General features: G+C 67.8%; 25 protein-coding genes, 1 pseudogene and 1 riboswitch. Of the genes and pseudogenes, 14 read left to right on the top strand and 12 right to left on the bottom strand.

Annotated features, from left to right (window positions below):
• Window positions 1–21 precede the first annotated feature (21 nt).
• Window positions 22–762, bottom strand: a complete 741-nt coding sequence (locus CFE50_RS18690; protein WP_286736678.1) for an SDR family oxidoreductase — start codon at window positions 760–762, stop codon at window positions 22–24.
• A gap of 152 nt (window positions 763–914) precedes the next feature.
• Here CFE50_RS18690 and CFE50_RS18685 point away from each other — a divergent pair, with 152 nt between their 5' ends.
• Both CFE50_RS18685 and CFE50_RS18680 read left to right on the top strand, forming a co-directional pair.
• Complete coding sequence (locus CFE50_RS18685; RefSeq protein WP_286736677.1) at window positions 915–1,679, top strand: FadR/GntR family transcriptional regulator; 765 nt, start codon at window positions 915–917, stop codon at window positions 1,677–1,679.
• A 526-nt stretch (window positions 1,680–2,205) separates the two neighbouring features.
• Window positions 2,206–3,036 carry a PhzF family phenazine biosynthesis protein gene (locus CFE50_RS18680; RefSeq protein ID WP_286736676.1) on the top strand — a complete coding sequence of 277 codons (831 nt, stop codon included), beginning with the start codon at window positions 2,206–2,208 and terminating at the stop codon, window positions 3,034–3,036.
• 7 nt (window positions 3,037–3,043) lie between these two features.
• Here the strand turns inward: CFE50_RS18680 and CFE50_RS18675 are convergent, their stop codons facing one another.
• The gene (locus CFE50_RS18675) at window positions 3,044–4,861 is read right to left on the bottom strand and encodes an alkaline phosphatase family protein (RefSeq protein WP_241808016.1); all 1,818 of its coding nucleotides are present in this window, start codon (window positions 4,859–4,861) and stop codon (window positions 3,044–3,046) included.
• Between the two features lie 130 nt (window positions 4,862–4,991).
• On the opposite strand from CFE50_RS18675, the gene CFE50_RS18670 reads away from it, so the two are divergent.
• A complete protein-coding gene (locus tag CFE50_RS18670; RefSeq protein WP_286736675.1) occupies window positions 4,992–5,774 on the top strand; it encodes an aldolase in 783 nt (260 codons plus the stop codon).
• Between the two features lie 9 nt (window positions 5,775–5,783).
• Here the strand turns inward: CFE50_RS18670 and CFE50_RS18665 are convergent, their stop codons facing one another.
• From CFE50_RS18665 to CFE50_RS18655, 3 genes and pseudogenes are all read right to left on the bottom strand, one after another.
• Entirely contained in the window at window positions 5,784–6,065 is a 282-nt protein-coding gene (locus CFE50_RS18665) for a hypothetical protein (RefSeq protein ID WP_286736674.1), read from the bottom strand.
• Between the two features lie 214 nt (window positions 6,066–6,279).
• Window positions 6,280–6,414: a hypothetical protein gene (locus CFE50_RS18660; protein ID WP_286736673.1), complete on the bottom strand. Its 135-nt coding sequence runs from the start codon at window positions 6,412–6,414 to the stop codon at window positions 6,280–6,282.
• 26 nt (window positions 6,415–6,440) lie between these two features.
• A pseudogene (locus tag CFE50_RS18655) lies at window positions 6,441–8,528 on the bottom strand (PAS domain-containing protein).
• A gap of 317 nt (window positions 8,529–8,845) precedes the next feature.
• Here CFE50_RS18655 and CFE50_RS18650 point away from each other — a divergent pair.
• Window positions 8,846–10,207 (top strand): MFS transporter, encoded by a 1,362-nt coding sequence (locus CFE50_RS18650; protein ID WP_027600118.1) that lies wholly within the window; start codon window positions 8,846–8,848, stop codon window positions 10,205–10,207.
• A gap of 150 nt (window positions 10,208–10,357) precedes the next feature.
• Window positions 10,358–11,422 (top strand): 2-isopropylmalate synthase, encoded by a 1,065-nt coding sequence (locus CFE50_RS18645; protein ID WP_286736672.1) that lies wholly within the window; start codon window positions 10,358–10,360, stop codon window positions 11,420–11,422.
• Here the strand turns inward: CFE50_RS18645 and CFE50_RS18640 are convergent.
• Window positions 11,419–12,192 (bottom strand): AraC family transcriptional regulator, encoded by a 774-nt coding sequence (locus CFE50_RS18640; RefSeq protein ID WP_286736671.1) that lies wholly within the window; start codon window positions 12,190–12,192, stop codon window positions 11,419–11,421. The genes CFE50_RS18645 and CFE50_RS18640 overlap by 4 nt on opposite strands.
• A gap of 5 nt (window positions 12,193–12,197) precedes the next feature.
• Window positions 12,198–12,692, bottom strand: coding sequence for a MarR family winged helix-turn-helix transcriptional regulator (locus CFE50_RS18635; RefSeq protein WP_286736669.1), 495 nt, complete (start codon window positions 12,690–12,692; stop codon window positions 12,198–12,200).
• 78 nt (window positions 12,693–12,770) lie between these two features.
• Here CFE50_RS18635 and CFE50_RS18630 point away from each other — a divergent pair, with 78 nt between their 5' ends.
• Window positions 12,771–13,985 (top strand): MFS transporter, encoded by a 1,215-nt coding sequence (locus CFE50_RS18630; protein ID WP_286736668.1) that lies wholly within the window; start codon window positions 12,771–12,773, stop codon window positions 13,983–13,985.
• Between the two features lie 10 nt (window positions 13,986–13,995).
• Here the strand turns inward: CFE50_RS18630 and CFE50_RS18625 are convergent, their stop codons facing one another.
• Both CFE50_RS18625 and CFE50_RS18620 read right to left on the bottom strand, forming a co-directional pair.
• The gene (locus tag CFE50_RS18625; protein WP_286736667.1) at window positions 13,996–15,357 is read right to left on the bottom strand and encodes an ATP-binding protein; all 1,362 of its coding nucleotides are present in this window, start codon (window positions 15,355–15,357) and stop codon (window positions 13,996–13,998) included.
• Complete coding sequence (locus tag CFE50_RS18620) at window positions 15,354–16,019, bottom strand: response regulator (RefSeq protein ID WP_286736751.1); 666 nt, start codon at window positions 16,017–16,019, stop codon at window positions 15,354–15,356. Before CFE50_RS18620 ends, CFE50_RS18625 begins: the two co-directional genes overlap by 4 nt.
• Window positions 16,020–16,172: 153 nt before the next feature.
• On the opposite strand from CFE50_RS18620, the gene CFE50_RS18615 reads away from it, so the two are divergent.
• On the top strand, window positions 16,173–16,439 hold the full coding sequence (locus CFE50_RS18615; RefSeq protein ID WP_286736665.1) for a PepSY domain-containing protein: 267 nt from the start codon (window positions 16,173–16,175) through the stop codon (window positions 16,437–16,439).
• Window positions 16,439–16,987, top strand: coding sequence for a cytochrome b/b6 domain-containing protein (locus CFE50_RS18610; protein WP_286736663.1), 549 nt, complete (start codon window positions 16,439–16,441; stop codon window positions 16,985–16,987). Before CFE50_RS18615 ends, CFE50_RS18610 begins: the two co-directional genes overlap by 1 nt.
• Here CFE50_RS18610 and CFE50_RS18605 read toward each other — a convergent pair.
• Window positions 16,984–17,946, bottom strand: a complete 963-nt coding sequence (locus tag CFE50_RS18605; RefSeq protein WP_286736661.1) for a cation diffusion facilitator family transporter — start codon at window positions 17,944–17,946, stop codon at window positions 16,984–16,986. The genes CFE50_RS18610 and CFE50_RS18605 overlap by 4 nt on opposite strands.
• Window positions 17,947–18,190: 244 nt before the next feature.
• Here CFE50_RS18605 and CFE50_RS18600 point away from each other — a divergent pair, with 244 nt between their 5' ends.
• Window positions 18,191–19,864 (top strand): phosphoethanolamine transferase, encoded by a 1,674-nt coding sequence (locus CFE50_RS18600; RefSeq protein WP_286736659.1) that lies wholly within the window; start codon window positions 18,191–18,193, stop codon window positions 19,862–19,864.
• Between the two features lie 79 nt (window positions 19,865–19,943).
• A complete protein-coding gene (locus CFE50_RS18595) occupies window positions 19,944–20,486 on the top strand; it encodes a cytochrome b (protein WP_286736658.1) in 543 nt (180 codons plus the stop codon).
• Here the strand turns inward: CFE50_RS18595 and CFE50_RS18590 are convergent.
• Together CFE50_RS18590 and mntP are read right to left on the bottom strand one after the other, a co-directional pair.
• Window positions 20,483–21,319 carry an SMP-30/gluconolactonase/LRE family protein gene (locus CFE50_RS18590; RefSeq protein WP_150339575.1) on the bottom strand — a complete coding sequence of 279 codons (837 nt, stop codon included), beginning with the start codon at window positions 21,317–21,319 and terminating at the stop codon, window positions 20,483–20,485. The two genes, CFE50_RS18595 and CFE50_RS18590, sit on opposite strands and share 4 nt — an antisense overlap.
• The gene (gene mntP / locus CFE50_RS18585; RefSeq protein WP_286736657.1) at window positions 21,319–21,891 is read right to left on the bottom strand and encodes a manganese efflux pump MntP; all 573 of its coding nucleotides are present in this window, start codon (window positions 21,889–21,891) and stop codon (window positions 21,319–21,321) included. Before mntP ends, CFE50_RS18590 begins: the two co-directional genes overlap by 1 nt.
• 4 nt (window positions 21,892–21,895) lie before the next feature.
• A riboswitch (yybP-ykoY riboswitch) is annotated at window positions 21,896–22,063 on the bottom strand.
• 395 nt (window positions 22,064–22,458) lie between these two features.
• On the opposite strand from mntP, the gene pstS reads away from it, so the two are divergent.
• From pstS to pstB, 4 genes are all read left to right on the top strand, one after another.
• Complete coding sequence (pstS, locus tag CFE50_RS18580; RefSeq protein ID WP_007160735.1) at window positions 22,459–23,472, top strand: phosphate ABC transporter substrate-binding protein PstS; 1,014 nt, start codon at window positions 22,459–22,461, stop codon at window positions 23,470–23,472.
• Window positions 23,473–23,548: 76 nt separating this feature from the next.
• On the top strand, window positions 23,549–24,523 hold the full coding sequence (gene pstC, locus CFE50_RS18575) for a phosphate ABC transporter permease subunit PstC (protein WP_007160736.1): 975 nt from the start codon (window positions 23,549–23,551) through the stop codon (window positions 24,521–24,523).
• Complete coding sequence (gene pstA / locus CFE50_RS18570; protein WP_007160737.1) at window positions 24,523–25,398, top strand: phosphate ABC transporter permease PstA; 876 nt, start codon at window positions 24,523–24,525, stop codon at window positions 25,396–25,398. Before pstC ends, pstA begins: the two co-directional genes overlap by 1 nt.
• Before the next feature lie 5 nt (window positions 25,399–25,403).
• Window positions 25,404–26,168, top strand: a complete 765-nt coding sequence (pstB, locus tag CFE50_RS18565; protein WP_017638707.1) for a phosphate ABC transporter ATP-binding protein PstB — start codon at window positions 25,404–25,406, stop codon at window positions 26,166–26,168.
• The last annotated feature ends 248 nt before the right edge of the window (window positions 26,169–26,416 follow it).

Here is a 26,416-nt window from a genome sequence, read left to right as displayed (position 1 = left end):
GGGTGCGGACGAAAAACGGCGTCAGACGCTCCAGCCACCATCGATCACCTGGGCGGTCCCGGTGACGAAGGCGGCGGCGTCGGAGGCAAGATACAGGGCGAGGGCGGCGATCTCCTCCGGCCGGCCCACGCGACCCATCGGCTGGCGGGCGGCGAAGGCGGCCTGCACCTCGGCTTCGCTGCGGCCTTCGCGGGCGGCCTGGTCGGCGATGCGCTGGTGCAGCGAGGGGGAATCCACGGTGCCGGGGCAGATGGCGTTGCAGCGGATGCCCTGGCCGACATAGTCGGCGGCCACCGACTTGGTCAGGCCGATCACCGCCGCCTTGCTGGCGCCATAGGCGCAGCGATTGGCCACGCCCTTGAGGCTGGAGGCGATCGAGGCCATGTTGATGATGCAGCCGCCGCCCTGGGCCAGCATGCCGGGCAGCACGGCGCGGATCATGAGATACATGGCGGTGGCGTTGAGTTCGAAGGAGAAGCGCCAGGCGTCTTCGTCGCAGTCGAGGATGCTGCCGGCGTGGACATAGCCGGCGCAGTTGAACAGGACGTCCAGGCTGCCCAAGTCGGCGACCAGGGCGGTCACGGCGGCGGCATCGGTGACGTCGAGCACCCGGGTGTGCAGCCCTTCGAGGCTGTCCAGGGCGGCGGCATTGATGTCGGTGGCGATGACCTCGGCACCGGCGCGATGGAAGGCGAGGGCGGTGGCCCGGCCGATCCCCTGGCCGGCGGCGGTGACCAGGACGCGTTTGCCTGCATGACTCATGCGGGAGACCTCTTGGCTGATTATTGTTGTGAGTCGCCTGACCGCCAGCGGTCAATGGTCAGGCCATTGGTCCTATTGTTTAGACCCTGCTAGGCTCTCAGGCAAGGATTTTTTCGCGGCAAACTGCGCGACCTGCATGAGACGAGACCGCCATGCCCCTTCAGGTGATTGAAAAACCACGGCTTTACCGGCAGATCGCCGACCAGCTGCGCGCCCTCATCGACGGCGGCGAATATCCGCCGGGCAGTTGCCTGCCCGCCGAGCGCGAATTGGCCAAGCAGCTGGGGGTGAGTCGTGCCTCGGTACGCGAGGCGCTGATCGCCCTGGAGGTGATCGGCCTGGTGGACGTGCGCGTCGGCGACGGCGTGCGGGTCTGCGCGCCCAGCGCCCCGCCGCCACCGGACACCCCGGTGCTGGAGCTGGCCGGGCGCGGCCAGTGGGCGGAGATGGATCCGGAGCTGAGCCTGGCGCTGGACCTGGACGCCGAGATTCCGCCCTTCGCCCTGCTGCAGGCGCGTCGCCTGGTGGAGCCGGAAGCTGCTGCCCTGGCCGCCCGGCACGCCAGCGATAGTGATCTGGCCGGTATCCGCGCGGCCTATGGGCGCAACGTCGAGGACAATCGCCTGGGCTCCACCACCCATCCCGGCGACCGGCTGTTCCATATCCGTATCGCCCAGGCCAGCGGCAATCCGGCCTATGCGCTGCTGCTGCGCCATCTGCTCGGCCATCGCTACGGCAGCATGTTCCAGCTGCTGCAGCGCCGCTACACCCCTGAAGACATGCCCGACCGCTCCCAGCAGGAGCACCTGGCCATCCTCGAAGCCCTGGAAGCCCACGACCCCGACGCCGCCCGCCAGGCGATGGCCGCGCACCTCGATGCCGTGACCCGCATCTTCGCGCGGCCGGCGGTGGAGTGAGGGGTTGAGGTGCCTCGGTTTTCCCCCTCTCCCTCTGGGAGAGGGCTGGGGTGAGGGGGCCGCGCCCGCGTTGGGCTTCGCTGCGCTCAGCGCCAACCTACGAGTGTGGTGCCTCGTGGACAAGATTGCGCCGTTGTCCACCCTACGCAGGGCAACAACCCTCTGCTCGGAACCGCCCCCTTTCCCTTGGGGAGAGGGCAGGGGTGAGGATGGGTAGCCCAGCCGTTGGGCTTCGCTGCGCTCAGCGCCAACCTACGGGTGTGGTGCTCGTGGACAAGGCTGCGCCGTTGTCCACCCTACGCAGGGCAACAACCCCGCACGCAACCGCCCCCTCTCCCTCGGGGAGAGGGTTGGGGTGAGGGCGAATCCCGCGACGATGCCGTAGGGTGGAAAACCGCGCAGCGTTTTCCACGCGACTCCTGCGCGTAACGCCCGTCTGTACGGCCATTTAGCGACCCGGCTGTGGCTGGCCCCACCGGCGCCCGACCGCGGACAATCGGCGCTTTGCCCCAAGGAGTCCGCCGCCATGTCCCTCGTCTTTCATCAGGTCGATGTCTTCGCCCAGCGCCCCCTGGAGGGCAATGCCCTGGCGGTAGTCTGTGGCGCCGATGCGTTGTCCACTGAACAGATGGCCGCCCTGGCGCGCTGGACCCATCTGTCGGAAACCACCTTCCTCCTGCAGCCGACCGATCCGGCAGCGGACTACCGGGTGCGCATCTTCACCCCGCAGCGCGAACTGCCCTTCGCCGGCCATCCGACCCTGGGCAGCTGCCATGTCTGGTTGCGTGAAGGCGGGCGGCCCAAGGGCGGCGAAGTGATCCAGGAATGCGGCGCCGGCCTGGTGCCGATCCGCGCCGCCGGGGAGGAGCTGGCCTTTGCCGCGCCGCCGCTGGTGCGCGGCGGTGCGGTGGAGTCCGAGGTGATGGCACGCATCGCCCGGTGCACCGGGCTGGCGCCTGAGCGCATCCAGGCCAGCCAATGGGCGGACAATGGCCCCGGCTGGGTGGCGGTGCTGCTGGAGAGTCGTGAGGAATTGCTGGCGATCCGGCCGGATTATGCTGCCCTGGAAGGCCTCAACGTCGGCCTGATCGCCCCCTGGACGGGCAGCGCGGCCGAGGCGCAATTCGAGGTGCGTGCCCTGATGGGCGAGGAATTCGCCGAAGACCCGGTCACCGGCAGCCTCAACGCCAGCCTGGCGCAGTGGCTGATCCCGGCGGGCCTGGCACCGGAGCGCTATCTGGCCAGCCAGGGCACAGCGCTGGGCCGGCGCGGTCGGGTGCGGATAGCCCGCATCGCCGACCAGATCTGGGTGGGTGGCGCGGTGCAGGACTGCATCCGCGGCACCCTCAGCCTCTAGGCGCGGATCACAGCCCGACCGAGCGCCCCTTGAAGCCGGCCGCATCGAAGTAGCGGGTGTCGCCGACGTTCTGGGTCTTGAGTTCGGTGACCAGCCCGCCCGCCGCCGGTGCCGAGCGCTGCACCCGGTGGCTGGCCTTGACCGGCTTGCCGCCTTCCAGACTCTCGCCGATCACCCGGCCGACCAGTTGCCCCTTGGCCGGGATCTCCAGGTGCAGCAGGTGCGCCAGGGTCTGGCCGACGTCGGCGTTGCTGACCGGACTCAGGTCGACGAAGCCCTTGCGGAAGTCCGGGCCGATGGCCGCCATGAAGTTGTGGGTGTCGCCGCGGCTGAAGCTGCCGTGCATGCCCTGGCCCTGCTGCAGCCCGGTGTCGGCCACTTCCACGGCGCAGACGTCGGGCCGGCCGCAGCCGCTGTCATAGGAGCGGAAGTTGACCACGATGGCCGGGTAGGGGGTGAGCGCCGAGCCCTTGAGGTTGATCGCCGAGAGCGGCAGGGTGCCGGGGATCTTGCCCAGGTCGTCGTCGACGAACAGGCCGCTGACGTAATCCTGCTTGAGCAGCGCCGCGACCACCTTGGGTGCCAGGGCCTTGGCATCGCCCTGCGGCAGATAGACCAGGTCCGAGCCGCCGTTGGCCGCCACTACCACCTCCGGCTTGGCCGCGTCCGGGCCGATCAGGCCATTGGCCTTGCTCGGGTGCTGGCCCTGGTCCATCGCCACCGCGGCGCCCTTGGCGTCTGGATCGAGCAGCGGCAATTTCAGCGCGGCGGCGAGATCCAGGGCGAGGAAGCCAGGCGGCAGCTGCCCCTTGGGCACGTCGGGGTAGCTGGCCTTGGCCGCCGGACTGGTCTTGCTCTCCTTGGAGATGGTGGAGAAGCCATGGTCGGCGCTGACGAAGATGTCGGTGTTGCCGTCCAGGCCCAGCTCCTTGAGCCGGGCGCGCAGGGCGCCGAGGTTGGCGTCGACGTTGCGGATGGCGGCCAGGCTGGTGGGGCCGTTGATGCCCGGGGTGACCTTGCCCAGGCTGTCGCCCTGGTTGTGCTGGGTGCCGTCCGGGTCACGCGACCAGAACACCAGCACGAAGGGTTTGCCACTCTCCTTGAAGCGCGGCAGCAGCACCTGGTTGGTGACGTCGAGGAAGTAGCGCTGCTGCTCGACGTTGGCGCTCAGGGTGCCCGGCGTGGTGGCGTTGCCGGCCTTGCCGTTGGCGCCCCGGCTCGGGGCTTCCAGGGGCAGACCGGCCTGTTTCAGGGCGTCCTGCATGGCCGCGCTCAGGGGAATGCCGGTGGGGTGACCGGTGGAGTCGTCGACGATCACCGTCTTCTCGCCATCGCGGGCGGTCACGTCCTGGATGGCCACCGGACCGAGCTTGCCGACGGCAGCGGTGGACAGGCCCGCCTGGCGCGCGGCGGCCAGCAGGGTCTCCTCGTCCAGGTAGTTGCCGGCGAAATGCTCGTCGACGTCGCCCAGCACCTCGTCGTTTTCCAGGAAGGGCGTGACGCTGTTGTTGGCGCCCGGCACCGGGAAGCCGGTGTAGAGGGTGTTACCGAAATCCCCGGTGTCGCCCAGGTAGTGCCCGGTGGCCATGGCCGAGGCATTGGGCGTGGTGAAGGTCGGGAACAGCGAATGGCTGTTCTGGAAGTTCACGCCCTCACGGCGCAGCTGGGCCAGATTCGGCGCGGTCTGGGCATCGACGATGTTGGCGCGCAGGCCATCCGGGATGAAGAGAATGACGTTGCGCGCCGGTTCCGCGGCCATGACCGCCGAACTGGCGAGAAGGGCGAGGCTGCAGGCACGGGCGAGACGGGTCGGAAGGAAGGCCATGGAAGACTCTCTGCAGGGAGGAAGATGGCAGAGATGTAACAAGAGATTGCTGCAATTTTATGATGACAGCGCCATGACAGGGGGCGGCATCCTTTGTGCAGCATCTCGGCCTCTTTCCAAGGAGCACCCCATGGCCCACGCCTTCGAGAGCACCACCGCCGCTGCCCGTCACCTCGATCTGGAGACCCCGGCCATCCGCCAGGCCCGCATCGACCTCGCCGCCTGCTTCCGCATGGCCGCCCGCCTGGGCCTGGGCGAGGGGATCTGCAATCACTTCTCCTTCGTGGTGCCCGGCCACGACGAGCTGTTCCTGGTCAATCCCTATGGCCTGGCCTTCGCCGAGGTCACCGCCTCTTCGCTGCTGATCTGCGACTTCGCCGGTGGCGTGGTCATGGGCGAGGGCGCCCCCGAGGCCACCGCCTTCTATATCCACGCCCAGCTGCATCGGCTCAATCCCGGGGCACGGGCGGCCTTCCATACCCATATGCCCAATGCCACGGCGCTCTGCCTGCTGGAGGGCGAGCCCTTCGTCTGGGCTGGGCAGACCGCGTTGAAATTCTATGACCGCCTGAGCGTGGACGAGGACTACAACGGCCTGGCGCTGGACGCCACGGAAGGCGAACGCATCGCCCGGGCGGCGGGGGACGCGGCGGTGGTCATGCTGAAGAATCACGGCCCCCTGGTGCTGGGGCCCAGCATCGCCGAGGCCTGGGACGACCTCTACTACCTGGAGCGCGCCGCCGAGGTGCAACTCAAGGCCATGGCCAGCGGCCGGCCGCTGAAGCCGGTGGCACCGGCCATCGCGCACGCCGCCTGCCAGCAGATGCTGCAGGGCAACGCCGACAGCGCGCGGCTGCACCTGGACAGCGTGAAGCGCCAGCTGCTGCGGCTGGAACCGGACTATCGGGACTGAGCGGGGCGGTCAGCCGCCGTGGCTGCGGCGTTGGGGCACGGCCTGCGCCTGCGGGGCGGACAGCTCCAGCGCGGCGGCCGCGACCGCGGGCAGCTGAGCATCCAGCTGCTCGACCAGGCGCTCGCGTAACTGGCGCTTGAGCGCGCGACTCATGTCGAGCTGGCCATGATGATCCAGGGCCAGAAAGCCCAGCTGGAGGATCTCGATGGACAGCGACGGGACCTCGGCGCCCAGGGGGCAGACATCGAAGGCGAGCGACTGAGCGTGGGCTGACGGCATCCTGGTGATCATGGCTGTCCCTCCTGGACCAGAGCCCCATCATGCCAGGCCCGGCGGAGAGCGCTGGAGTGGCAAAACGCGGACCCGTGGACTGCTGCGCATTTTGTCGGCGCGAAAAAAAAGCCCGGGATCCTCCCGGGCTAAAAGCGCAGATGTCAGCTTCTACGATGCCTTTCGGCATGGAGGAGAGCTTGCCACCGCCTGGCTTATGGCTACCTTAACGTCGCTAGCGGATCAGCGAGGCCAGCAGCGCCATGCAGGCGATGGCGGTAAAGATCAGCAGGAGGTGCAGCAGGGAGAGCTTGTCCATGAGCGAGGGCACGGGTAGCGACGCGGATGGCTGATGATAGCAAAGAGACATCATGGCGTGCCTGGCCCGTTCGTGACTCAGGATCGCTGCAGCATCGCCTGGATCCGCCGCTCCAGCGTATCCAGGGTGAAGGGCTTGGTCAGCACCCGCATGCCGGTTTCGAGATGGGTGTCGTCGATGACCTGGCTTTCCGCATAACCGGTGATGAACAGCACCGGCAGCTCCGGTCGCAGTCCGCGCAGGGCGTCGGCCAGCTGGCGGCCGTTGAGGGCGCCGGGCAGGCCGACATCGGTGACCAGCAGGTCCAGCGGGGTATCGGGCGAGAGCAGGGCCAGGGCGGTGGCCGCATCGGCCGCTTCCAGCACCTGGTAGCCCTGGGCGAGCATGACTTCCACCAGCAGGGTGCGGATGGTGGGTTCGTCGTCGACCACCAGGATGGTCTCGCCCTGACCCAGGGCGTGGGGTTCCGGTTCGGCCGGCAAGGCGCTGTCGGTCAGCGGCGCCAGGTGATGACGCGGCAGATAGAGGTGTACCCAGGTACCGGCGCCGGGCGCGGAGTCGATGCGGATCTCGCCACCCGACTGCAGTACGAAGCCATGCACCATGGACAGTCCCAGGCCGGTGCCCTGGCCAATGGGCTTGGTGGTGAAGAAGGGATCGAATACCCGGGCGAGGACCTCGTCGCTCATGCCGCTCCCGGTATCGCCCACGCTCAGGCGCACGAAGTCGCCCACGGGCAGTGCCTGGCGCTCGGCCTGGGTCGCGTCCAGGCGCTCGTTGCTCAGGACGATACGGATGCGCCCGCCGTCGGGCATGGCGTCGCGGGCGTTGAGGCAGAGGTTGAGCAGGGCGTTTTCCAGCTGCAGGCCGTCGATATGGGTCAGCCAGAGCTGGGGATCGGCTTCGCGCTCCAGGGCGATATGCGGACCTATGCTGCGCTGGATGAGGTCTTCCAGGCCGATGACCAGCTGCTCCAGCGCCACCGGTTGCGGATCCAGGGTCTGGCGCCGGGAAAAGGCCAGCAGCCGGTGGGTCAGGGCGGCGGCGCGCTGGGCGGCGCTGCGGGCGGTGCCGGTGTAGCGCTCGAGGTCCTGCAGCCGGCCCTGGCGCAGGCGCAGGTCGAGCATCTACAGCGAGCCGAGGATGCCGGTCAGCAGGTTGTTGAAGTCATGGGCGATGCCGCCGGTGAGCTGGCCGACGGCCTCCATCTTCTGCGACTGGCGCAGGGCTTCTTCCATCAGCCGGATGCGCTCCTGCTCGTTGAGGCGCTCGGTGACGTCGTAGGCGAACTCATAGGCCCCGATACAGCGGCCTTCGGCATCGTGCAGGGGGCTGAACTGCAGTTCGTAATGGCGCTGCGTCGAGCCCTCGTCCACCGAGACGATCTCGCGGAAGGTCTCACCCGCGAAGGCGCGTTGCCACAGCGGGATGATCACCTCGTACAACTCGGGACGCCGCTTGAGGTTCTCGCTCAGGGAACCGCCGATATGGGGGCGGACACTCACCACGCGTTCGAAGACATCGGCGCCGGTACCGTTGATCGCCAGCCAGCGAAAGTCGAAATCCAGCACCTGGATCAGAGCGGTGGCACCGTCCACCACGTTGGCCAGGATGCGGTTGGCGGCCAGGGCGGCCTGCACCCGTTCTTCGAGGGTTTCGTTGAGTTGCCGCAAGGCGATTTCGGCGCGCTTGCGCGCGGTGATGTCCTGGAACAGCACGGCGACCTGGCGGCGGCTGGCCGGCTCGATGCGAAAGGCGGTCAGCTCCAGGTAGCGCCCCGTGGCCACCAGCTCCTGCTCGAAGCGGATGGCTTCGCCGGTGCGCAGCACGTGGCCATAGCGGTCGAGCCAGGCCTGGGCCTCGTCGCCGACCACCTCGCGCAGCTTCTTGCCGACAATGTTGGCAATCCCGGCGTGGGCGGTATAGGCCGGGTTCGCCTCGACATGGACGTAGTCGCTCAAGGGGCCATGAGGCCCGTCGAGGAACTCGATGATGCAGAAGCCCTCATCCATGGCGTTGAACAGGAACTGGTACCGCTCGCTGGCCAGGGTCGCGCTGTTTTCCGCAGGCACGGCGCGGGCGTCGAGCTGCTGGCGCAGCTGCTGATTGTCTTGCTCCAGCTCGGCAAGGCGCGCCAGCAGGGCGGGGATGTCGGCGACAGGCACGGCAGTCTCGGCGAAAAGAGATGAGGCGACGGCTTCGCTTCAAAGACCGGCATTAGACGGCCAAAGCCAGAAAAGTGCTAGGCGCATCACAGATTCTTCAAGGGAGTATTCAGAGTCCGGTCAGGGTGCTTGGCGTGACGCCAAGGCCGGCTCTGATAGCCAGGGTCTAGCCCCTTGATAGATGTCTGACCACTCTGCTTTGGATGGATTGACACCTGCCAAAGTCACTCATACGATGTCATATGAATATCTGGTAACAGCTTTCCAACGACCCCGGTTCACGCCGGTCAATAACAACAAGTCAGGAAGCCCATTCGATGACTATCCAGGTCACTCCCGAGACGGAGTCCGCCCTGCGGCCGCAGGACACGCCCGTCGCCGCTACCCCGCAAGTCTCCCGCTTCACCCGCTATCGCTGGCTGATCTGCGCCCTGTTGTTCATCGCCATCGGCATCAACTACATCGACCGCCAGATGATTGGCATCCTCAAGCCCACGCTGCAGGCGGACCTGGGCTGGACGGAGACCGACTACGCCAAGATCGTGTTCTGGTTCCAGTGCGCCTACGCCATCGGCTTCCTGACCTTTGGCCGCATCATCGACAAGGTCGGGGTGCGCATCGGCTATGCCCTGGCCTTCACCATCTGGACCATCGCCAGCATCGGTCACGGTATCGCCCATACCGTCACCCACTTCGTGCTGGTGCGCTTCACCCTCGGCTTCGGCGAGTCCGGCAGCTTTCCGGCCAGCCTCAAGGCGGTCTCGGAATGGTTTCCGCAAAAGGAACGGGCCCAGGCCACCGGGCTGTTCAACGCCGGCACCGCCATGGGTCCTATCATCACACCTTTGCTGGTACCGGCCATCACCCTGGCCTGGGGCTGGCGCGCGGCCTTCATCTCCATCGGTCTGGTCACCGCGCTGTGGCTGATCGCCTGGCTGCTGATCTATCGCCGCCCCCATGAGCACCCCAAGGTGAGTCGCGAAGAGCTGGCCTACATCCAGGCCGACGATGGCTCCCCGGTATCGGCCAAGCCGGCCGTCGCGGCCAAGATCTCCTGGTTCAAGCTGCTGACCTTCCGCGAGACCTGGGCCTATGCCGCCGGCAAGTTCCTCACCGATCCGATCTGGTGGCTGTACCTGTTCTGGCTGCCGGACTTCCTCGGCAAGACCTACGGCCTGAATCTGAAATCCTTCGGTCCGCCGCTGATCGCCATCTATATCCTCGCCGACATCGGCTCGGTGATGGGTGGCTGGGGCTCGTCCAAGCAGATGAAGCTCGGCCGCAGCGCCAACCTGGCGCGCAAGACCACCATGCTACTTTGCGCCCTAGCGGTCGTGCCCATCGTCACCGCCCAGTTCGTCTCCAGCCTGTGGCTGGTGGTGGGCATCATCGGCCTCGCCGCCGCGGCCCACCAGGCCTGGTCGGCCAACCTGATGACCCTGCCGTCGGATCTCTTCCCCAAGGAAGCCGTGGCCTCGGTGATCGGCATCGGCGGTACCGCCGGCGCCATCGGCGGCATGCTGATGACCACTTACAACGGCTACATCCTGGAGATCTTCAAGTCCTACCAGCCGATCTTCATCGTCGCCGGCAGTGCCTACCTGGTGGCCATCGTGGTCATCCATGTGCTCACGCCGCGGCTCAAGCCGGTACCGTTGGAGCGCATCTCGGTGGGCTGACCGCGGGTCGCTGACAAGCAAGCCGTCGGGTCCCCCCGGCGGCTTTTTTCATGCCGGCGGCTGTCCGGATCGCGCAGGGGGCTGTCCTGCTCGCGAGCGCAGCGGGCCGGCGGGGCGCTCAGACTCGGGGACCCCGTCCTGGAGTCCCCCATGCTCAAGCAACCCCAGACCAAGTACCGCGGCTTCGCCGCGCCCCCGTTGCCCGACCGCCAATGGCCGGGCCGTCAGCTGACCCAGGCACCGCGCTGGTGCTCAACCGACCTGCGCGATGGCAACCAGGCGCTGATCGAGCCCATGGGGCTGGAGCGCAAGCGGCGCTTCTTCGCCCTGTTGCTGGCGATCGGCTACCGGGAAATCGAGGTGGCCTTTCCCGCGGCGTCCCAGACCGATTTCGATTTCGTGCGGGAACTGGTCTCCGCGGACGGACTGCCGAACGATCTCTGGCTGCAGGTGATGACGCCGGCGCGCAGCGAGCTGATCGAGCGCACCTTCGCGGCACTGGAGGGCGTACCCCGCGCCATCGTGCATCTCTACAACGCCACCGCGCCGCTGTTTCGCCGGGTGGTGTTCGACCAGGATCGCGCCGCCACGCTGGCCATGGCGGTGGCCGGTACCCGGCGCGTGCGCGCCCTGTGTGACGCCCAGCCGGAGACGGCCTGGACCTATCAGTATTCACCCGAGACCTTCTGCTTCACCGAAGCCGACTTCGCCCTGGAGATCTGCCAGGCGGTGCGCGAGGCCTGGCAGCCCTCGGCGGAGCGCCCGCTGATTCTCAATCTGCCGGCGACGGTGGAAGTGGCCACGCCCAATGTCTATGCCGATCAGATCGAAGGCTTCATCCGCGGCCTGGGTCCGGCGCCCCATGTGACCATCAGCGTCCATCCGCACAACGACCGCGGCACCGGCGTCGCCTGCGCCGAACTGGCCCAGCTGGCCGGGGCCACGCGGGTCGAGGGCTGTCTGTTCGGCAATGGCGAGCGCACCGGTAACGTCGATCTGGTGACCCTGGCGCTGAATCTCTACAGCCAGGGCATCACGCCGGGGATCGACTTCTCCCGCCTGGAAGAGGTGGCCAGCGTAGTGGAAGCCTGCAACCAGCTGACCATCCATCCGCGGCATCCCTATGGCGGTCGCCTGGCCCTGGCCGCCTACCCAGCGCAGGCCGCACCGCTGGGGATCATCGATCCGGCCGATCTGGGCCGGGTGGCGGGCTAAGGGCCGGGGGGCAGCTCCGTCTGGCCGCGATAGGCGGAAGGCGACACCCCCAGCACCTGGCGGAAGCGGGTGGCGAAGGCACTGGGGCTGGCATAGCCGTGGTCCAGGGCGACGTCGACGATGGGGTGGCCGGCGGCCAGCGAGGTCAGGCTGGAATCCAACCGCGCCCGCTGCAGCCACTGGCCGAAGGTCAGGCCGGTCTCCTTGAGGAACAGCCGGCTCAGGGTGCGCTCGCTGACCGCCAGCCGCGCGGCGGCGCGGGTCAGCGTCCAGCGCTCGCCCGGGTGCTGGCGCAGGTGGCGGCAGAGTGCGGCGAGCGTGGCATCCACCGGCCAGGGTAGGTGCAGTCCGGCGGTGGGCGAGCCCTGCAACTCGTCGAGCATCAGCTGCAGGATAGAGCGGGCGCGCCCCTCGGCCGGTCGATCGGCAGGCAGGGGCAGGGCGGCCAGGATGAGTTCGCGCAGGAGCGGCGAGACGGCGATCAGCTGGCAGCGCGTCGGCAGCTCGGCCCGTACTCGCGGATCGACGAACAGGGTGCGCACCTCAACGCGGCCCAGCAGGTGAAGATCGTGCTCTTCGCCGGCGGGTACCCAGCCCCCCCGCCCGGGCGGCACCACCCAGCGCCCCTGGGCGGTGTTGACGATGACGATGCCGCAGAGGGCATGAATCAGCTGCGCCTGGCGATGGCGATGGGGCGGCACCCGCTCGCCATGGGCATAGTCCTGGGCCAGGGCGTGGAGGCCATTGCAGGAGCTGAAGTCGAGGTACATGGCCGTCAGGACGGCGCGCGGCCGGCCAGCCACTTGCCCAGCAGGGCATCCAGCTGCCGCTGCTCGGCCTCGCTGAGGGTGGCCAGGGCGCGGCGCTCGTTGTCGACGTGAGCGGTCATCAGGCCGTCGATCAGGGCGAAGCCGTCCGCGGTGAGGGCCACCAGGGTGCCGCGGCGATCCTCGGGATTTTTGCGCCGTTCGATCAGCCCGGCGCGCTCCAGGCGGTCGAGGCGATTGGTCATGCCGCCCGAGGAGATCATGGCCGATTCATAGAGGACGGTCGGACTCAGGGCATAGGGCTCGCCGGCGCGCCTCAGGGTGGCCAGCACATCGAATTCGCCATAGTGCAGCCGGTGTTCGTCGAAGAAGGGCTGCAGGACATCGCGGTTGAGCACCTGGGCCATCTCGCCCAGGCGACCCACCAGGCGCATGGGCAGGGCATCCAGGTCGGGGCGCTCGCGGCGCCACTGGTCCACGGCGAATTCGGCGCGATCGGCCATCGGCTTACCTCGGGAATATATCTTGATGTTAAGATACTTCTCATCAAGAGAAATATCGCGTCACTCCGGAGATTGTCCATGCTTTCCGCGTCACCTTCATCCCCGACCACGCCCGCACCGCGCCAGGACGCCTTCCTCGCCGTGTTGCTGGTGCTGCTGGTCGGCCTCAATCTGAGACCCATCCTGGCCGCCATCGGCCCGCTGCTGGATGGCATCCAGGCCGCCACCGGCCTGGAAGGCAGCGGCGCCGGGGTGCTGACCACCCTGCCGATCGCCGCCATGGGCCTCTGCGCCCTGGGTGGCGCCCGTCTGCAGGCGTGGCTCGGCGAGCGCCGCGGCATCGCCCTTGGCCTGCTGCTGCTGGCCCTGGCCAATGCGCTGCGCTGGGAAGAGCCGAGCGGTCTGGGGCTGATCCTCACCGCCGGGCTGGGCGGCGTCGGCATCGCCCTGGTGCAGGCGCTGATCCCGGCCTACATCCGCCGCTGCCATCCGCAGCGCACCAGTACCCTGATGGGTCTCTACACCACCGGCATCATGGGCGGTGCGGCCGTGGCGGCGGCCACCGCCGCGCCCCTGGCCGAGCAGTGGGGCTGGGCCCAGGGCCTGGCGCTCTGGACCCTGCCGGTGCTGCTGGCGCTCGGCACCTGGCTGGCCCTGGCCCGTCCGGATGCGCCAGTGCAGGACGCGACACCCCGCGCGCAACCCTGGCGGCAGCGCCAGGCCTGGCTGCTGCTGGCCTTCTTCGGCATCGGTACTGCCGCCTACACCCTGGTGCTGGCCTGGCTGCCACCGTACTACACCGGCCTCGGCTGGCAACCGGCCGACAGCGGCCTGTTGCTGGGCGGCGTGAGTCTCGCCGAGGTCAGCGCCGGTCTCCTGCTGTCGGCGACCATCGCCCGGCTGCGCAATCGCCGGCCGCTGGTGCTGGGGGTGCTCGGCGTGGTGCTGGTGGGGCTACTGTGCCTGGCGCTGGCGCCGCTGCAGCTGGCGGTGCCCACCGCCATTCTGCTCGGCCTGGGCATCGGCGCGCTGTTTCCGCTGTCGCTGATCCTGGCGATGGACAAGGTGCGCGATCCCGCCGATGCCGGCGCGCTGCTCGGTTTCGTCCAGGGCGGTGGCTATCTGATCGCCAGCCTGGCGCCGCTGGCCGCCGGCATCCTGCGCGACCACCTGGACAGCCTGGCCAACGCCTGGCTGCTGATGGCGGTCGGCGTGGTATTGCTGATGGGTCTCGGCCTGCGCCTGACCCGTCCGGAGCGCCCGGTCGTGGCGCGCGGCTACCAGCGGGCCTAGCTGTTTGAACCTAGCCGGCGCGCGGCAGGCGCAACTCCACGCAGAAGCCGCCCCGCGCCCTATTGCTGAAGGTCAGGGCACCGCCCAGGCGGCGAGTGATGGTCTCGACGATGGCCAGCCCCAGCCCGGCGCCCTGGGGGTTGCCGGCACTGTAGAAACGATCGCACAACCGCGCCAGTTCGGCCTCGTCCACCCCGGGGCCGCGGTCCTCCACCCGCAGCAGGACGCCCTGGTCCTGGCTGGCCTCGATGCCGACTTCCACCGCGCTGCCGGCGGGGGCGAAGGCCAGGGCGTTGGTGATCAGATTCTGCAGCGCGATGGAGATGGCGTCCGGATCGCCCAGCACCGGCGGTCCGGCCTGGGCCGCCAGCACCAACTCCACCTGCTGCCTGAGCGCCAGCGGCGTCAATTCCGCCAGCTCTTCGCGCACCAGGGGTTCCAGGGCCAGCGGCTGGACCTGGGTGGCGCCGGGTTCCAGTCGCGCCAGGGTCAGCAACTGGCTGGCCAGGCGGGTGGCCCGGCTGACGCCCTGGCGCAGATAGCCCAGGGCTTCGTCGCGCTCCGCGGCCGTCTCGGCGCGCTGGGCGTTCTGCGCATGCAGGTCGAGGATCGCCAGGGGCGTGCGCAATTCGTGGGCGGCGTCGGCGATGAAGCGCCGTTCGCGATCGAGCAGGGCGCGCAACTGGGCGAGCTGGTGATCCAGGGCGCCGCGCATGGGTTGCAATTCCGGCGGCAGCGGGCCGGCCGGCAGCGGCGCCAGGCTGTGGGGATCGCGCTCGCGCAGTCCGCGGGCGAAATCCTGCAGCGGTCGCAGTCCCCAGCCCAGCAGCAGCCAGAGCACCCCGACCAGCAGCGGCAGGCCCACCAGGGTCGGCCAGAGGGTATGGCTGACGATGCGCTGGATCAGGTCCTGGCGCAGGTCCTCGCGCTCGCCAACCCAGATGCGCAGGCCGCCATCGGCGGTACGCACCAGCATCCCGCACCATTCGCGCCCGTTCTCGAACACCTCGTGCAGGCCCTCCGGCGGCACCTCGGCCAGCCGCGGCGCATTGCCGGAGCGGGCCAGCAGCCGGCCATCGGCGGTCCAGACCTGGAAGGTCAGCTGATTCTCGTAGGGGTGCGCCGCCACGCTGCCGGGAGCGGGTTGCATGGCGCGATCGAACATCCGGATCAGCTCCGGCCAGCGATCCGCCGCCGGCGTGCCGGCCTGCAGCAGGCCTTCCAGCAGGCGCGCGCCCTGCACCAGCTGGGCGTCGTAGATACCCTCGATCTCGCGATGGCTGTCGCGCAGCGCCAGCAGGGCGAGGGCCAGGCTGCCGGCCAGCACCAGGGCCAGGGTGGGGGCGAGGATGCGCGTACGGATGGCGATCATGGCTGACGCTCCAGCAGATAGCCCACCCCGCGCACGGTGCGGATCAGGCCGCTGTCGAGCTTCTTGCGCAGGTTGTGGATGAGCACTTCCAGGGTGTTACCCGAGGCGGCTTCCTGCCAGCCATAGAGGGTATTGCTCAGCCGTTCGCGGGTGATGACGGCGCCCGGCCGCAGCAGCAGCTGGTGCAGCAGCTGGTATTCCATGGGGGTCACCACCACCTCGGCGCCGCGGTAGTGCACCAGCTGGCTGGCCGGGTCGAGGCTGATGCCGGCGTGCTCCAGCAGCGGTTGCGCGCGGCCACAGCTGCGGCGGATCAGGGCGCGCAGGCGCGCCTTGAGTTCGTCCAGGTCGCAGGGCTTGACCAGGTAGTCGTCGGCGCCGGCATCCAGGCCCTGGATGCGATCGGCCTTGGCGTCGCGAGAGGTGAGCACCAGTACCGGCACCTGGCCGTCCGGCTGGCTGCGCAGGCGGCGCAGCAGCTCGAGGCCGTCGAGGCGCGGCAGGCCCAGGTCCAGCAGCACCAGATCGAAGCGCTCGGCGGCCAGGGCGTGTTCGGCGGCCAGGCCGTCGGCCACCCAGTCCAGGGTATAGCCCTCGCCGCGCAGGGCCATGCGGATGCCCTGGGCCAGGGCCGCATCGTCTTCCACCAGCAGTACCCGCACGACCGCGTTCCTCTCGTTGCCTGCCGCCAGCCCGCCATCATCGCCGCTGCCCTGGCGCAGCGGCAGGGGCAACTGTTACCGGGCGTTGCATCCTAAGATTGCATTAAGGTTCGGCGCCGAGCCTGGGTCTCCCAACACAAGAGGAGCTTCGCCATGCGCCGTCTACTGCTACCGCTGCTGTTAGTAAGCCCCCTGGCCCTGGCTGCCGAGCCCCAGTGCACCCAGGCGGACAAGTCGACCTGGCAGAACGCCGAGCAATTCCAGGCCAAGCTGCGCGAGCAGGGCTACGAGATCAAGAAGTTCAAGATCACCAAGGGCAACTGCTACGAGATCTACGGCTTCGACAAGGACAGGCGCAAGGTCGAGATCTATCACGATCCGGTGAGCGGCAAGGCGGTCAAGAGCGAGATCGACAGCTGATGAGCGCGGCGACCGTGCGGCTCTGGGATCCCCTGGTACGGCTGTTCCACCTGTCGGTCGCCGCCGCCTTTTTCGCCAACTACTTCTTCAACGAGAAGGGCGCCTTCTGGCACCGCTGGATCGGCTACTACGCCAGCGCCTGGCTGCTGGTGCGCCTGGCCTGGGGTTTCGTCGGCCCGCGCAGCGCGCGCTGGAGCGACTGTTGGCCGACCCGCGCGCGGCTGGGCGCCCATCTGCGCGATCTCTGGCAGGGGCGGCCCCATCATCGTCTCGGCCATTCGCCGCTGGGCGCCCTGGTGATGCTGCTGATGATGGCCGCCATCGGCGGCCTGGGCGTCACCGGCTTTCTCATGCGCGAGGTGGATGCCCTCTGGGGCGCCGACTGGCCCGAGGACCTGCACGCCTGCTTCGCCAACGGCCTGCTGGCGCTGGTCTGCCTGCATGCCGTGGCCGCCGTGGTGGAAAGCCTGAGGGTGGGCGACAACCTGCCGCTGTCGATGCTGACCGGTCGCCGTCGCCCGCTGGATGAGTCGTCCCCGCGCGACTAGGCGCAGTGCCCGTCGAGGGTACCGGGCGGATCCACCTGCACCGTCACGTGCTGCAGGCCATGGCGACTGCGCAGCAGCTCGCCCACCAGGGTCGGCAGGCGCAGGGGATCGCTGCCCGGCGCCGGGGTGATGTGCAGGGTGGCGATACGGGTCTCGTCGGTCAGGGTCCAGACGTGCAGATGGCCCACCTCGGCCACCTCCGGCAGGGCGCGGACCGCCGCCGTGGCACCGGCCGTGTCGAATTCCCGCGGCGCCGCCTGCAGGAGCACCGCGCCGGCGTCGCGCACCAGGGTCCAGGCCGATTTGACGATCAGCAGGGCGACCAGGATCGACAGCGCCGGGTCCAGCCAGGTCCAGCCGGTCCAGAGGATGCCCAGGGCGGCGGCGATGGCGCCCACCGAACCCAGCAGGTCGCCGGCCACATGGAGGAGGGCGCCGCGCAGGTTGCTGTCGTCCTTGTGCCCGCCGTTGAGCACCACGAAGCCGACGATATTGACCGCCAGGCCGATCACCGCCACCGCCAGCATGGGGCCGGACAACACCTCGGTGGGCTCGCGCAGCCGCATGATGGCCTCCCAGCCGATCCACAGGACCAGCAGCAGCAGGGCGACGCCATTGGTCAGGGCGGCGAGGATGCGCACCCGGTGGAAGCCATAGGTGAAGCGCGCATTGGCCGCCTTGGCCGCCACCCGGTAGGCCACCAGCGCCAGCAGCAAGGCCGCGGCATCCGAGACCATGTGCCCGGAGTCGGCGATCAGCGCCAGGGAGCCGGACCACCAGCCGCCCACGGCCTGAACGATGGCGTAGCCAAAGGTGAGGGCGAAGACCAGTTTGAGCTTGCGCTCGTTGTCGGCGGTCACCCGCGGGGCGTGGGAATGACCATGGTCGTGGCCATGCTGATGGTCGTGGTCGTGGTCGTGGTCGTGGTCATGATCGTGGTGAGAGGTGGAGCCACTCATCTACAGGTCTCCGGAGCATTGAGGAGGCGGTTGGGCACAGGCCCTTCTCTGACCATCCTGAAGCCTGAAGTGACTTCAGGGTCAAGCGGGTCGGCAGTCATCTGACCCCTTGGTCATCTGTTACTGCGCATGAGCCGCTAAGACTTCATTAAGGTTCGCCCCTCAGGGTAGCGGCTCCCTGTCGCCGGAGCCCGCTCATGATCGCCTTCCCCCGTCTCCCCTCGCGCGTGCGCAGGGCGCCCTGATGCTGCTCGCAGCCTTCTCCCGTCCCCGCGCTTCGGGCTGGCGGCCCTGGCGCAATCTGCTGCTGCTGAGCAGTCTGAGTTGCCTGCTGTTGCTGGCCGACGACTTCCTGCAGCAAGGCTTCACGCCAAACAACCGCGCCGAGTTGGAAGCAGGCTATGTGGCCGCGCTCTGGGTGTTCAGCCTGGCGCTCTGGCTGAGCAATCTGCCGCGCCTGGCGGCGGTCATCCTGCTGGGATTCGCCCTGATGCAGCTAATGCAGCTGGGCAACCTGAGTTTCTTCGGCGAGCCGCTCAGCGCCATCGACATCCAGGCCCTGCTGGGCGACACCGCCGAAGTGCGCCAGACGCTGTGGCTCAGTCTGCCCGAACACTGGCCGGTGCTGCTGTGCGTGGGGCTGCCCTATGGACTGCTGATCGCGCTGCATCTCCAGTTGCCCGGCCGAGTGCCGCTGCCGGCCAGTCGCTGGGCGCTGATCCTGATCGCCGCGGTGCTGCTGTCCAAACCCTATCGCGCCACCTATCGCAACCTTGATGCCTTCGTGCCGAGCCCCGCGCGCAGCGGGCTGCACAACAGCCTCAACGCCTTTTCCGCCTGGGCGGTGCGCCTGGCCGGGCGTGACGACGTCGTCCTGCCGCCCACCGCCTATGCGCCCTATGGACTGGCCCAGGTGCCCAGCAGCGCGCGGCACGTCTGGCTAGTGGTGGCCGATTCCCTGCGCAGCGATCGCCTGGGCGTCTTTGGCTATGCGCGCGATACCACGCCCCAGCTGTCGGCCTATCTGGCGAGCAATCCCCAGACACTGATCCGCCCAGGGGTGGCAGCGGGGGTGGCCACCGACGTGAGCCTGCCCTATCTGCTCAATCCGATCCGCGAACCGGGCCAGGACGGGCGCCTGCGCAGCGGCGAGATCAATCTGTTCCGCTTCGCCCAGGCCGCCGGCTTTCGCACCCACTGGCTGTCGTCCCAGGAATCCAAGTTGCTGGCGCACCTGGGCAGTCGCTATCTGGACGTCTCCATCACCCGCGAGGACCATCCGCTGCGCTTCCTGCAACGCCAGGACCGTGCCCTGCTGGAGATCCTCGACGAACAGCAATGGGCGCCGCGCAACTTCGTGGTGCTCAACCTGCGCACCGCGCACCTGCCCTATGCGCAGAACTATCGCCACGAGAACACCCCGGCGCCCTGGCCGGATAGCGGGGCCGAGGGCCAGGCCAATGCCTACGACAATTCCCTGCACTATCTCGACGGCCTGCTCGCCGAGATCCTCACCGACTTCGACCGCCTCGACGGCGAGCGCTATCTGATCATCACCGGCGACCATGGCCAGCGGCTGGGGGAGGGCGGTCACTGGGGGCATAACGACCTGGTGCCCGAGGTCAGCGACGTGCCGGTGATCGTGGTGGCGCGGGACGCACCGCCCCAACCCCTGGCCGAGCTGCAGGGCGAGCGCTGGATCAGCCACTACGAGGCCGGCAGCTGGCTGGCGCAGCTGCTGGGGACCCGTATCGACAATCCCAATCGCCGCCCCGACGAGTACTTCGTCCATGGCAAGCTCCTGTTCAGCGACAATTTCGTGCAGCGCGTCTGCGAATCGCCCACCGGCCTCGTGCACCAGCCGCCGCAGCAGCTGAGCACCTTGCTGCTGGATACCTCGGTGGCGCCCTGCGGTTAGGGCCGCGGCCGTCTTACCCTTGGCCTCGGGGCGCCGCTACACTGCCGGCGCCTCTTCATCTCAGTCGCAGGATCCCGTCATGCCTTCCGCTTCTCCTGTTTCCCGCTATGCGCGCAGCGCCCGGCTGCTGCACTGGCTCATGGCCGCGCTGGTACTGCTGGCCTATGTACTGATCCTCAACCGCGGGCAATTCGAGCGGGGCTCCCTGGAGCGCCAGTGGGTGACGCTCAGCCATTTCTGGGTCGGGCTGCTGGTCCTGGCGCTGGTCTTGCCGCGGCTGCTGGTGCGCCATCGCCATCCGGTACCGCCGATCACGCCGCCGCTGGCGCGAAGCCTGGAGGCCGTCGGCCGGCTGACCCACTATGGGCTCTATGCCTTTCTGCTGGCCCAGCCGCTGCTCGGACTGTTCACCGTCTGGCTGACCATCGGCGCGGTCAAGATCCCCTCCAGCACCTGGGCGCTGCCTTCGCCCTTCCCGGTGGACGCGGAACTGGCGAAGACGCTCAAGGGCGTGCACCTCTGGCTCGGCAAGGCCTTCTACTGGGTGATCGGCCTGCACCTGCTGGCCGCGCTCTGGCATCACCTGGTGCGCAAGGACGACACCTTGAAGCGCATGCTTTAACGCGGTTCGAGGGCGATGATGCGGTCGCGACCGCCTTCGGCCAGCAGATAGCCGTCGCCCCGTGGCAGCAAGGCCTGGGGCGCGCGCAGGAAGGTCAGGATGGCGCGCGGGGCCGACTGGCGATCCCAGAGCAGCAGGCGGGCGCGGTGGGTGGAGTCTTCGCTGATCCACAGGCCGCGGCGGTCGCAGAGCAGAAAGCTCGGCTCGCGCAGATCGCGCAGCGCCGGCGGATCCCGGCCATCGTCGCTCAGCTGGCGCACCAGGCCGCGGGATTTCTCGGTATAGAAGGCACTGCCGTCCGGGCAGCGGGTAAAGGACTCCGCCTCGTCCAGGTGGTCGCGCAGCACCGTCAGGCTGCCATCGGCGGCGTCGTAGCGCAGCAGGCGTCCGGCCCCCTTGCGGTCTTCCACGGCATAGAGCCGCTTGCCTTCGGCCCAGAGGCCCTGGGCGTTGATACCGGTGAAGAGATCGCGACTGCCGGCGGCGTCGAACCAGCGGATGGGATGGGTGCCGCCTTCCTGGCTGTAGGCGAAGCCGTCCTGGTAGGGCACCAGGCCGTCGGGCTTGTACAGCCCCTCGCTGAGCACGCTGCGCCGGCCCTGGGCATCGATGCGCAGCAGCCGGCCCTTGCCGTCCTTGAGTTCTTCCGCGGTGAGCAGGGCATCGCCCTGCCAGGCCAGGGCGCTGGCCTTGGCGATGTCGGCATGGGCGACTTCGTAGCGCCAGCCGGGAGCGGCCTGGGCCGGCCAGAAGCGCTGCCAGGCGAGAAAGCCCAGTGCGGCCAGCAGCAGGGCGGCCAGGACGAGGAGGGCGCTACGCCAGGGCCGGGCCATCAGCTGGCGACGGCGGCCAGGTGTTCATGGAGGATGGCCACGCCGATCACGATCAGCACCACGCCACCGAGCATCTCCGCGCGCTTGCCGACCAGATTGCCCATCACCCGGCCCAGCATCACCCCGGTGGTGACCATGATCATGGTGGCGAGGCCGATGGCCAGGGCGGCGGTGACGATGTTGACGTCGATGAAGGCCAGGCCCACGCCCACGGCGAGGGCATCGATGCTGGTGGCCACGGCGGTCAGGGCCAGCAGCAGGAAGGAATGCTGGCGGGGCTTTTCTTCCTCGGCCTCGGGCGCGCCGAAGCCGGCCCAGATCATGCGCAGGCCGAGCACGGTGAGCAGGGTGAAGGCGATCCAGTGATCCCAGGGCTGGACGTACTGGGCGGCGGTGAGGCCGACGGCCCAGCCGATCACCGGGGTGATGGCTTCGATGACGCCAAAGATGGCGCCGGTGCGCAGGGCTTCGCGCAGGCAGGGCTTATGCAGGCTGGCACCCTTGCCGACGGCGGCGGCAAAGGCATCGGTGGACATGGCGAAGGCCAGGAACATCAGGGAAGCGGGGTTCATCGTGACAGCGCCGGCCGGGCTCGATCCACAAGACACCCCCGCACGCCCGGCGTGGCGCGGTGATGCCTCTGGTCTCGCCAACCCTGACTGGCTGTCCTGACCACGGCGGTTGCCGAGTATGTTGATCAGGACGCTTTCCACCGCGGTGGAAGCAGGCTACTCCCCAAAGAGGCCGCCACCTTACCCATCCGGATAGAGAAAGTCTATCTTGTAGATAGTTCTAATATATATAGCCTTGGCTAAATCTTCTGCCGTCGAGTCTTTCGAACGCTGTGGTAGAGCCGCTGCAGGCCGCGCTGTTACTGGGTTGGGGGGCTCGGCACAGGATGCTGTGGGAGACGGGCTGCGGCTACCGGCGCCCTGTGCCGACGTCGTACAGGGATGCCCGGAGGTCGCTTGATCCCGCTGGGCAGGGCAGGAAGCGTACCTTTACCGGCCATGAGGTCCGGCGCCAGCCCGACACTAATGATGGCGCTCTGCCGTCCCCGTTTCGTCATGCCGCTGACACTTAATTGTCACATTTCGGCAATAGCCTAGCGCCAGCCCTCACTAGGTAATGGAGCCACCATGAAACGCACGTTCAGCCTCTCTCTGTTGTTGTCGGCCTTTTGCCTGAGCACCGCCGCTCACGCCGTGGATGTCACGGGCGCCGGCTCGAGCTTCGTCTTCCCCGTTCTGTCGAAGTGGTCGCAAGGCTTCAGCGAGAAGACTGGCAACCGTATCAACTACCAGTCCATCGGCTCCGGCGGCGGCATCGCCCAGATCAAGGCCGGCACCGTGGACTTCGGCGCCACCGACGCCCCCATGAGCACCGACGACCTGCAGAAGGGCGGTCTGGGCCAGTTCCCGACCATCATCGGCGGCATCGTGCCGGTGATCAACGTGGAAGGCATCGAGCCTGGCAAGCTGAAGCTCGACGGCCCGACCATGGCCAAGATCTTCATGGGCGAGATCAAGACCTGGAACGACCCAGCCATCGCCGCGCTGAACCCCGGCATGAAGCTGCCTGAGGGCGCCATCACCGTGGTGCGTCGTTCCGACGGCTCGGGTACCTCCTACAACTTCACCAACTACCTGGCCAAGGTCAGCCCGGAGTGGAAGGAGAAGTTCAACTTCGGTACCACCGTCAACTGGCCGGTCGGTGTGGGTGGCAAGGGTAACGAGGGTATCGCCGCCTACGTGAAGCAGATCAAGGGCTCCATCGGCTACGTCGAGTACGCCTATGCGCTGACCAACAAGATGACCCATGTGCAGCTGAAGAACGCCGCCGGCAACTTCGTGCAGCCCGAAGCCAAGAGCTTCCAGGCCGCCGCCGCCACCGCCGACTGGAAGAGCGCCAAGGACTTCAACCTGCTGATGACCAACGCCCCGGGCGCCGACGCCTGGCCGATCACCGCCACCACCTGGATCGTGATGTACAAGGAACCCAAGAACGAAGAGCGCAGCAAGGTCGCCTTCGACTTCTTCAAGTGGTCCCTGGAGCATGGCCAGAAGGATGCCGCGGCCCTGGATTACGTCCCGGTCCCGGACACCCTGGTCAAGCAGATCGAAGGCTACTGGGCGTCCGACTTCAAGAAGTAAGCACGCCTGTCCCGCCGCCTGGATCCCCTGGGGTCCGGGCGGTTTCGCGCGTCCTTCCAGGTAGACGGAAAGCTCCATGACCGACCAGACCCTGCCCCTCTCCGCCGCTCAGGAACAGCGCATCCGCCGGGATACCCGCGCCGATGTCTGGTTCCGCCGGCTGCTGTTTTCCGCCGCGCTGCTGGTACTGCTGGTACTGGTCGGCGCCGCCGCGTCCACCCTCTGGGGCGGCCGCCACGCCTTCATGACCTTTGGCCTGGACTTCATCACCTCGGCCGAATGGGATGTCGGAGCCGAGAAGTTCGGCGCCCTGGTGCCCATCTACGGCACCCTGATGACTTCCTTCATCGCCCTGCTGCTGGCCGTGCCTACCGCCTTCGGCATCGCCCTGTTCCTCTCCGAGATCGCCCCGACCTGGCTGCGCGGTCCGGTGGCCACGGCGGTGGAACTGCTGGCCGGTATCCCCTCGATCATCTACGGCATGTGGGGCCTGTTCGTCTTCGGTCCCTTCATGGCCGCGCACATCTCGCCCTTCATCAACGACTACCTCGGCGCCATTCCGGTGATCGGCGTGCTGTTCCAGGGGCCGCCGCTGGGCATCGGCATGCTGACCGCCGGCATCATCCTGGCGATCATGATCCTGCCCTTCATCACCTCGGTGATGTACGAGGTGTTTCGCAGCGTGCCGGCCCAGCTCAAGGAATCGGCCTATGCGCTGGGGTCCACCACCTGGGAAGTCTGCTGGGACATCGTGCTGCCCTACACCCGCTCGGCGGTGGTCGGCGGCGCCTTCCTCGGTCTCGGTCGCGCCCTGGGCGAGACCATGGCGGTGACCTTCGTCCTGGGTAACGCCCACCAGTTCTCCCTCTCGCTGATGATGCCGAGCAGCTCCATCGCCTCGGTGATCGCCAACGAATTCAACGAGGCCTACACCGATCTGCACCGCTCTTCGCTGATCGCCCTGGGCTTTTTGCTGTTCGTGGTGACCTTCTTCGTGCTGCTGGCGGCACGACTGATGCTGACGCAACTGTCGCGCAAGGCAGGTAACTGATGCACATCGACGCCTATCTCTATCGCAAGCGGCGGATCAAGAACGGCATCGCGCTGATCTTTGGCAGCGCCGCCGCCGTGCTCGGCCTGGGTTTCCTGGCCTGGATCCTCGGCACCACCCTGATCAAGGGCGTCAGCGCCCTGAGCCCGGCCATCTTCGTCGAGATGACGCCGCCGCCCGGCGCCGCCGACGGCGGTCTGGCCAACGCCCTGTTCGGCAGCGTGCTGATCACCCTGCTGGCCACCGCCATCGGCGCGCCCATCGGCATCCTCGCCGGACTCTGGTTGGCCGAATACGCCCGTCATTCCAAGCTGGGCCTGGTGGTGCGCTTCGTCAACGACATCCTCTTGTCGGCGCCGTCCATCGTCATCGGCCTGTTCATCTACACCGCCGTGGTGGTGACGCTGAACCAGTACTCCGGCGGCAGCCTGGGCTTTTCCGGTTTCGCCGGCTCCCTGGCGCTGGCCATGCTGGTGGTGCCGGTGGTGACCCGTACCACCGACGAGATGATGCAGCTGCAGCCGCCGGCCATGCGCGAAGCGGCCCTGGCCCTGGGCATCCCCCAGTGGAAGGTGACCCTGCAGATCCTCTTGCGCGCCTCCCGCGCCGGCGTGGTGACCGGGGTGCTGCTGTCCATCGCCCGCATCACCGGCGAGACCGCACCGCTGCTGTTCACCGCCTTCGGCAACCAGTACTGGAACGCCGACGTGCTCAAGCCCATGGCCACCGTGCCGGTGACCATCTTCCAGTTCGCCATGAGTCCGTTCGAGAACTGGCAGCACCTGGCCTGGGCCGGCGCCCTGCTGCTGACGCTGTTCGTGCTGCTCCTGAACCTCTCCTCTCGCTTCTTCTTTCGTAACCGGGATTCCAAGTGACTACCATGCAGACGCAGATACCGGAACTGCAGGCGCGCGACGTCGGCTTCCGTTACAAGGGCCACCAGGCGCTCAAGTCGATCAACCTGGACATCGCGGCCAAGCAGATCACCGCCATCATCGGCCCGTCCGGATGCGGCAAGTCCACGCTGCTGCGCATCTTCAACCGCATCTACTCGGAATACCCGGGGCTGGAAGCGACCGGCGAGATCCTCATGGACGGGGAGAACATCCTCGATCCCAAGTACTCGCTGAGCCGCCTGCGCAGCACCATCGGCATGGTGTTCCAGAAGCCAGTGCCCTTCCCGATGTCGATCGCCGACAACGTCGCCTACGGCATCCGCCACCACGAGCGGCTGTCCCGGGTGGAGTTGCAGGATCGCGTCGAGCAGGCCCTGCGCGGTGCGGCGCTGTGGGACGAGGTCAAGGACAAGCTCAACCAGAGCGCCCTGGGGCTCTCCGGCGGTCAGCAGCAGCGGCTGTGCATCGCCCGCACCATCGCCCTGCGTCCGCGGGTGCTGCTGCTGGATGAACCGACCTCGGCCCTGGACCCCATCTCCACCGCGCGCATCGAACAGCTGCTGGCCGAACTCAAGCAGGAGTTCACCGTGGTCATCGTCACCCACAACATGCAGCAGGCAGCGCGCTGCTCCGACGTCACCGCCTTCATGTACCTGGGCGAGCTGATCGAAGTGGACAAGACCGACAAGATCTTCACCAAGCCGGACAAGAAGCAGACCGAGGACTACATCACCGGTCGCTTCGGCTGAGGATTTCGCCGGCTCTCGGCAAGGCCACTCCCCGGAGTGGCCTTTTTCATGGGCGAGCGGAAAGTACCGGGCCAGGGCCTCTGGTCATCGTGCTCCATGCCGATCCTCTATCGCGCGGCCCGAGATGGATGAAGGTTTGATTAAATTTTGCTTCAGATTCAATGACTTGAATTAAAAGCTTTATCTTCTTGCAAGCAAAACGACATCTCTTCTGCCGAGACTGACCCAGCTTCGTGACGGGCTGCATT

The organism is Pseudomonas sp. PGPPP4 (assembly GCF_002256045.1).
GTDB lineage: Bacteria > Pseudomonadota > Gammaproteobacteria > Pseudomonadales > Pseudomonadaceae > Chryseomonas > Chryseomonas oryzihabitans.
This window is presented reverse-complemented; position numbering and strand designations above follow the sequence as displayed.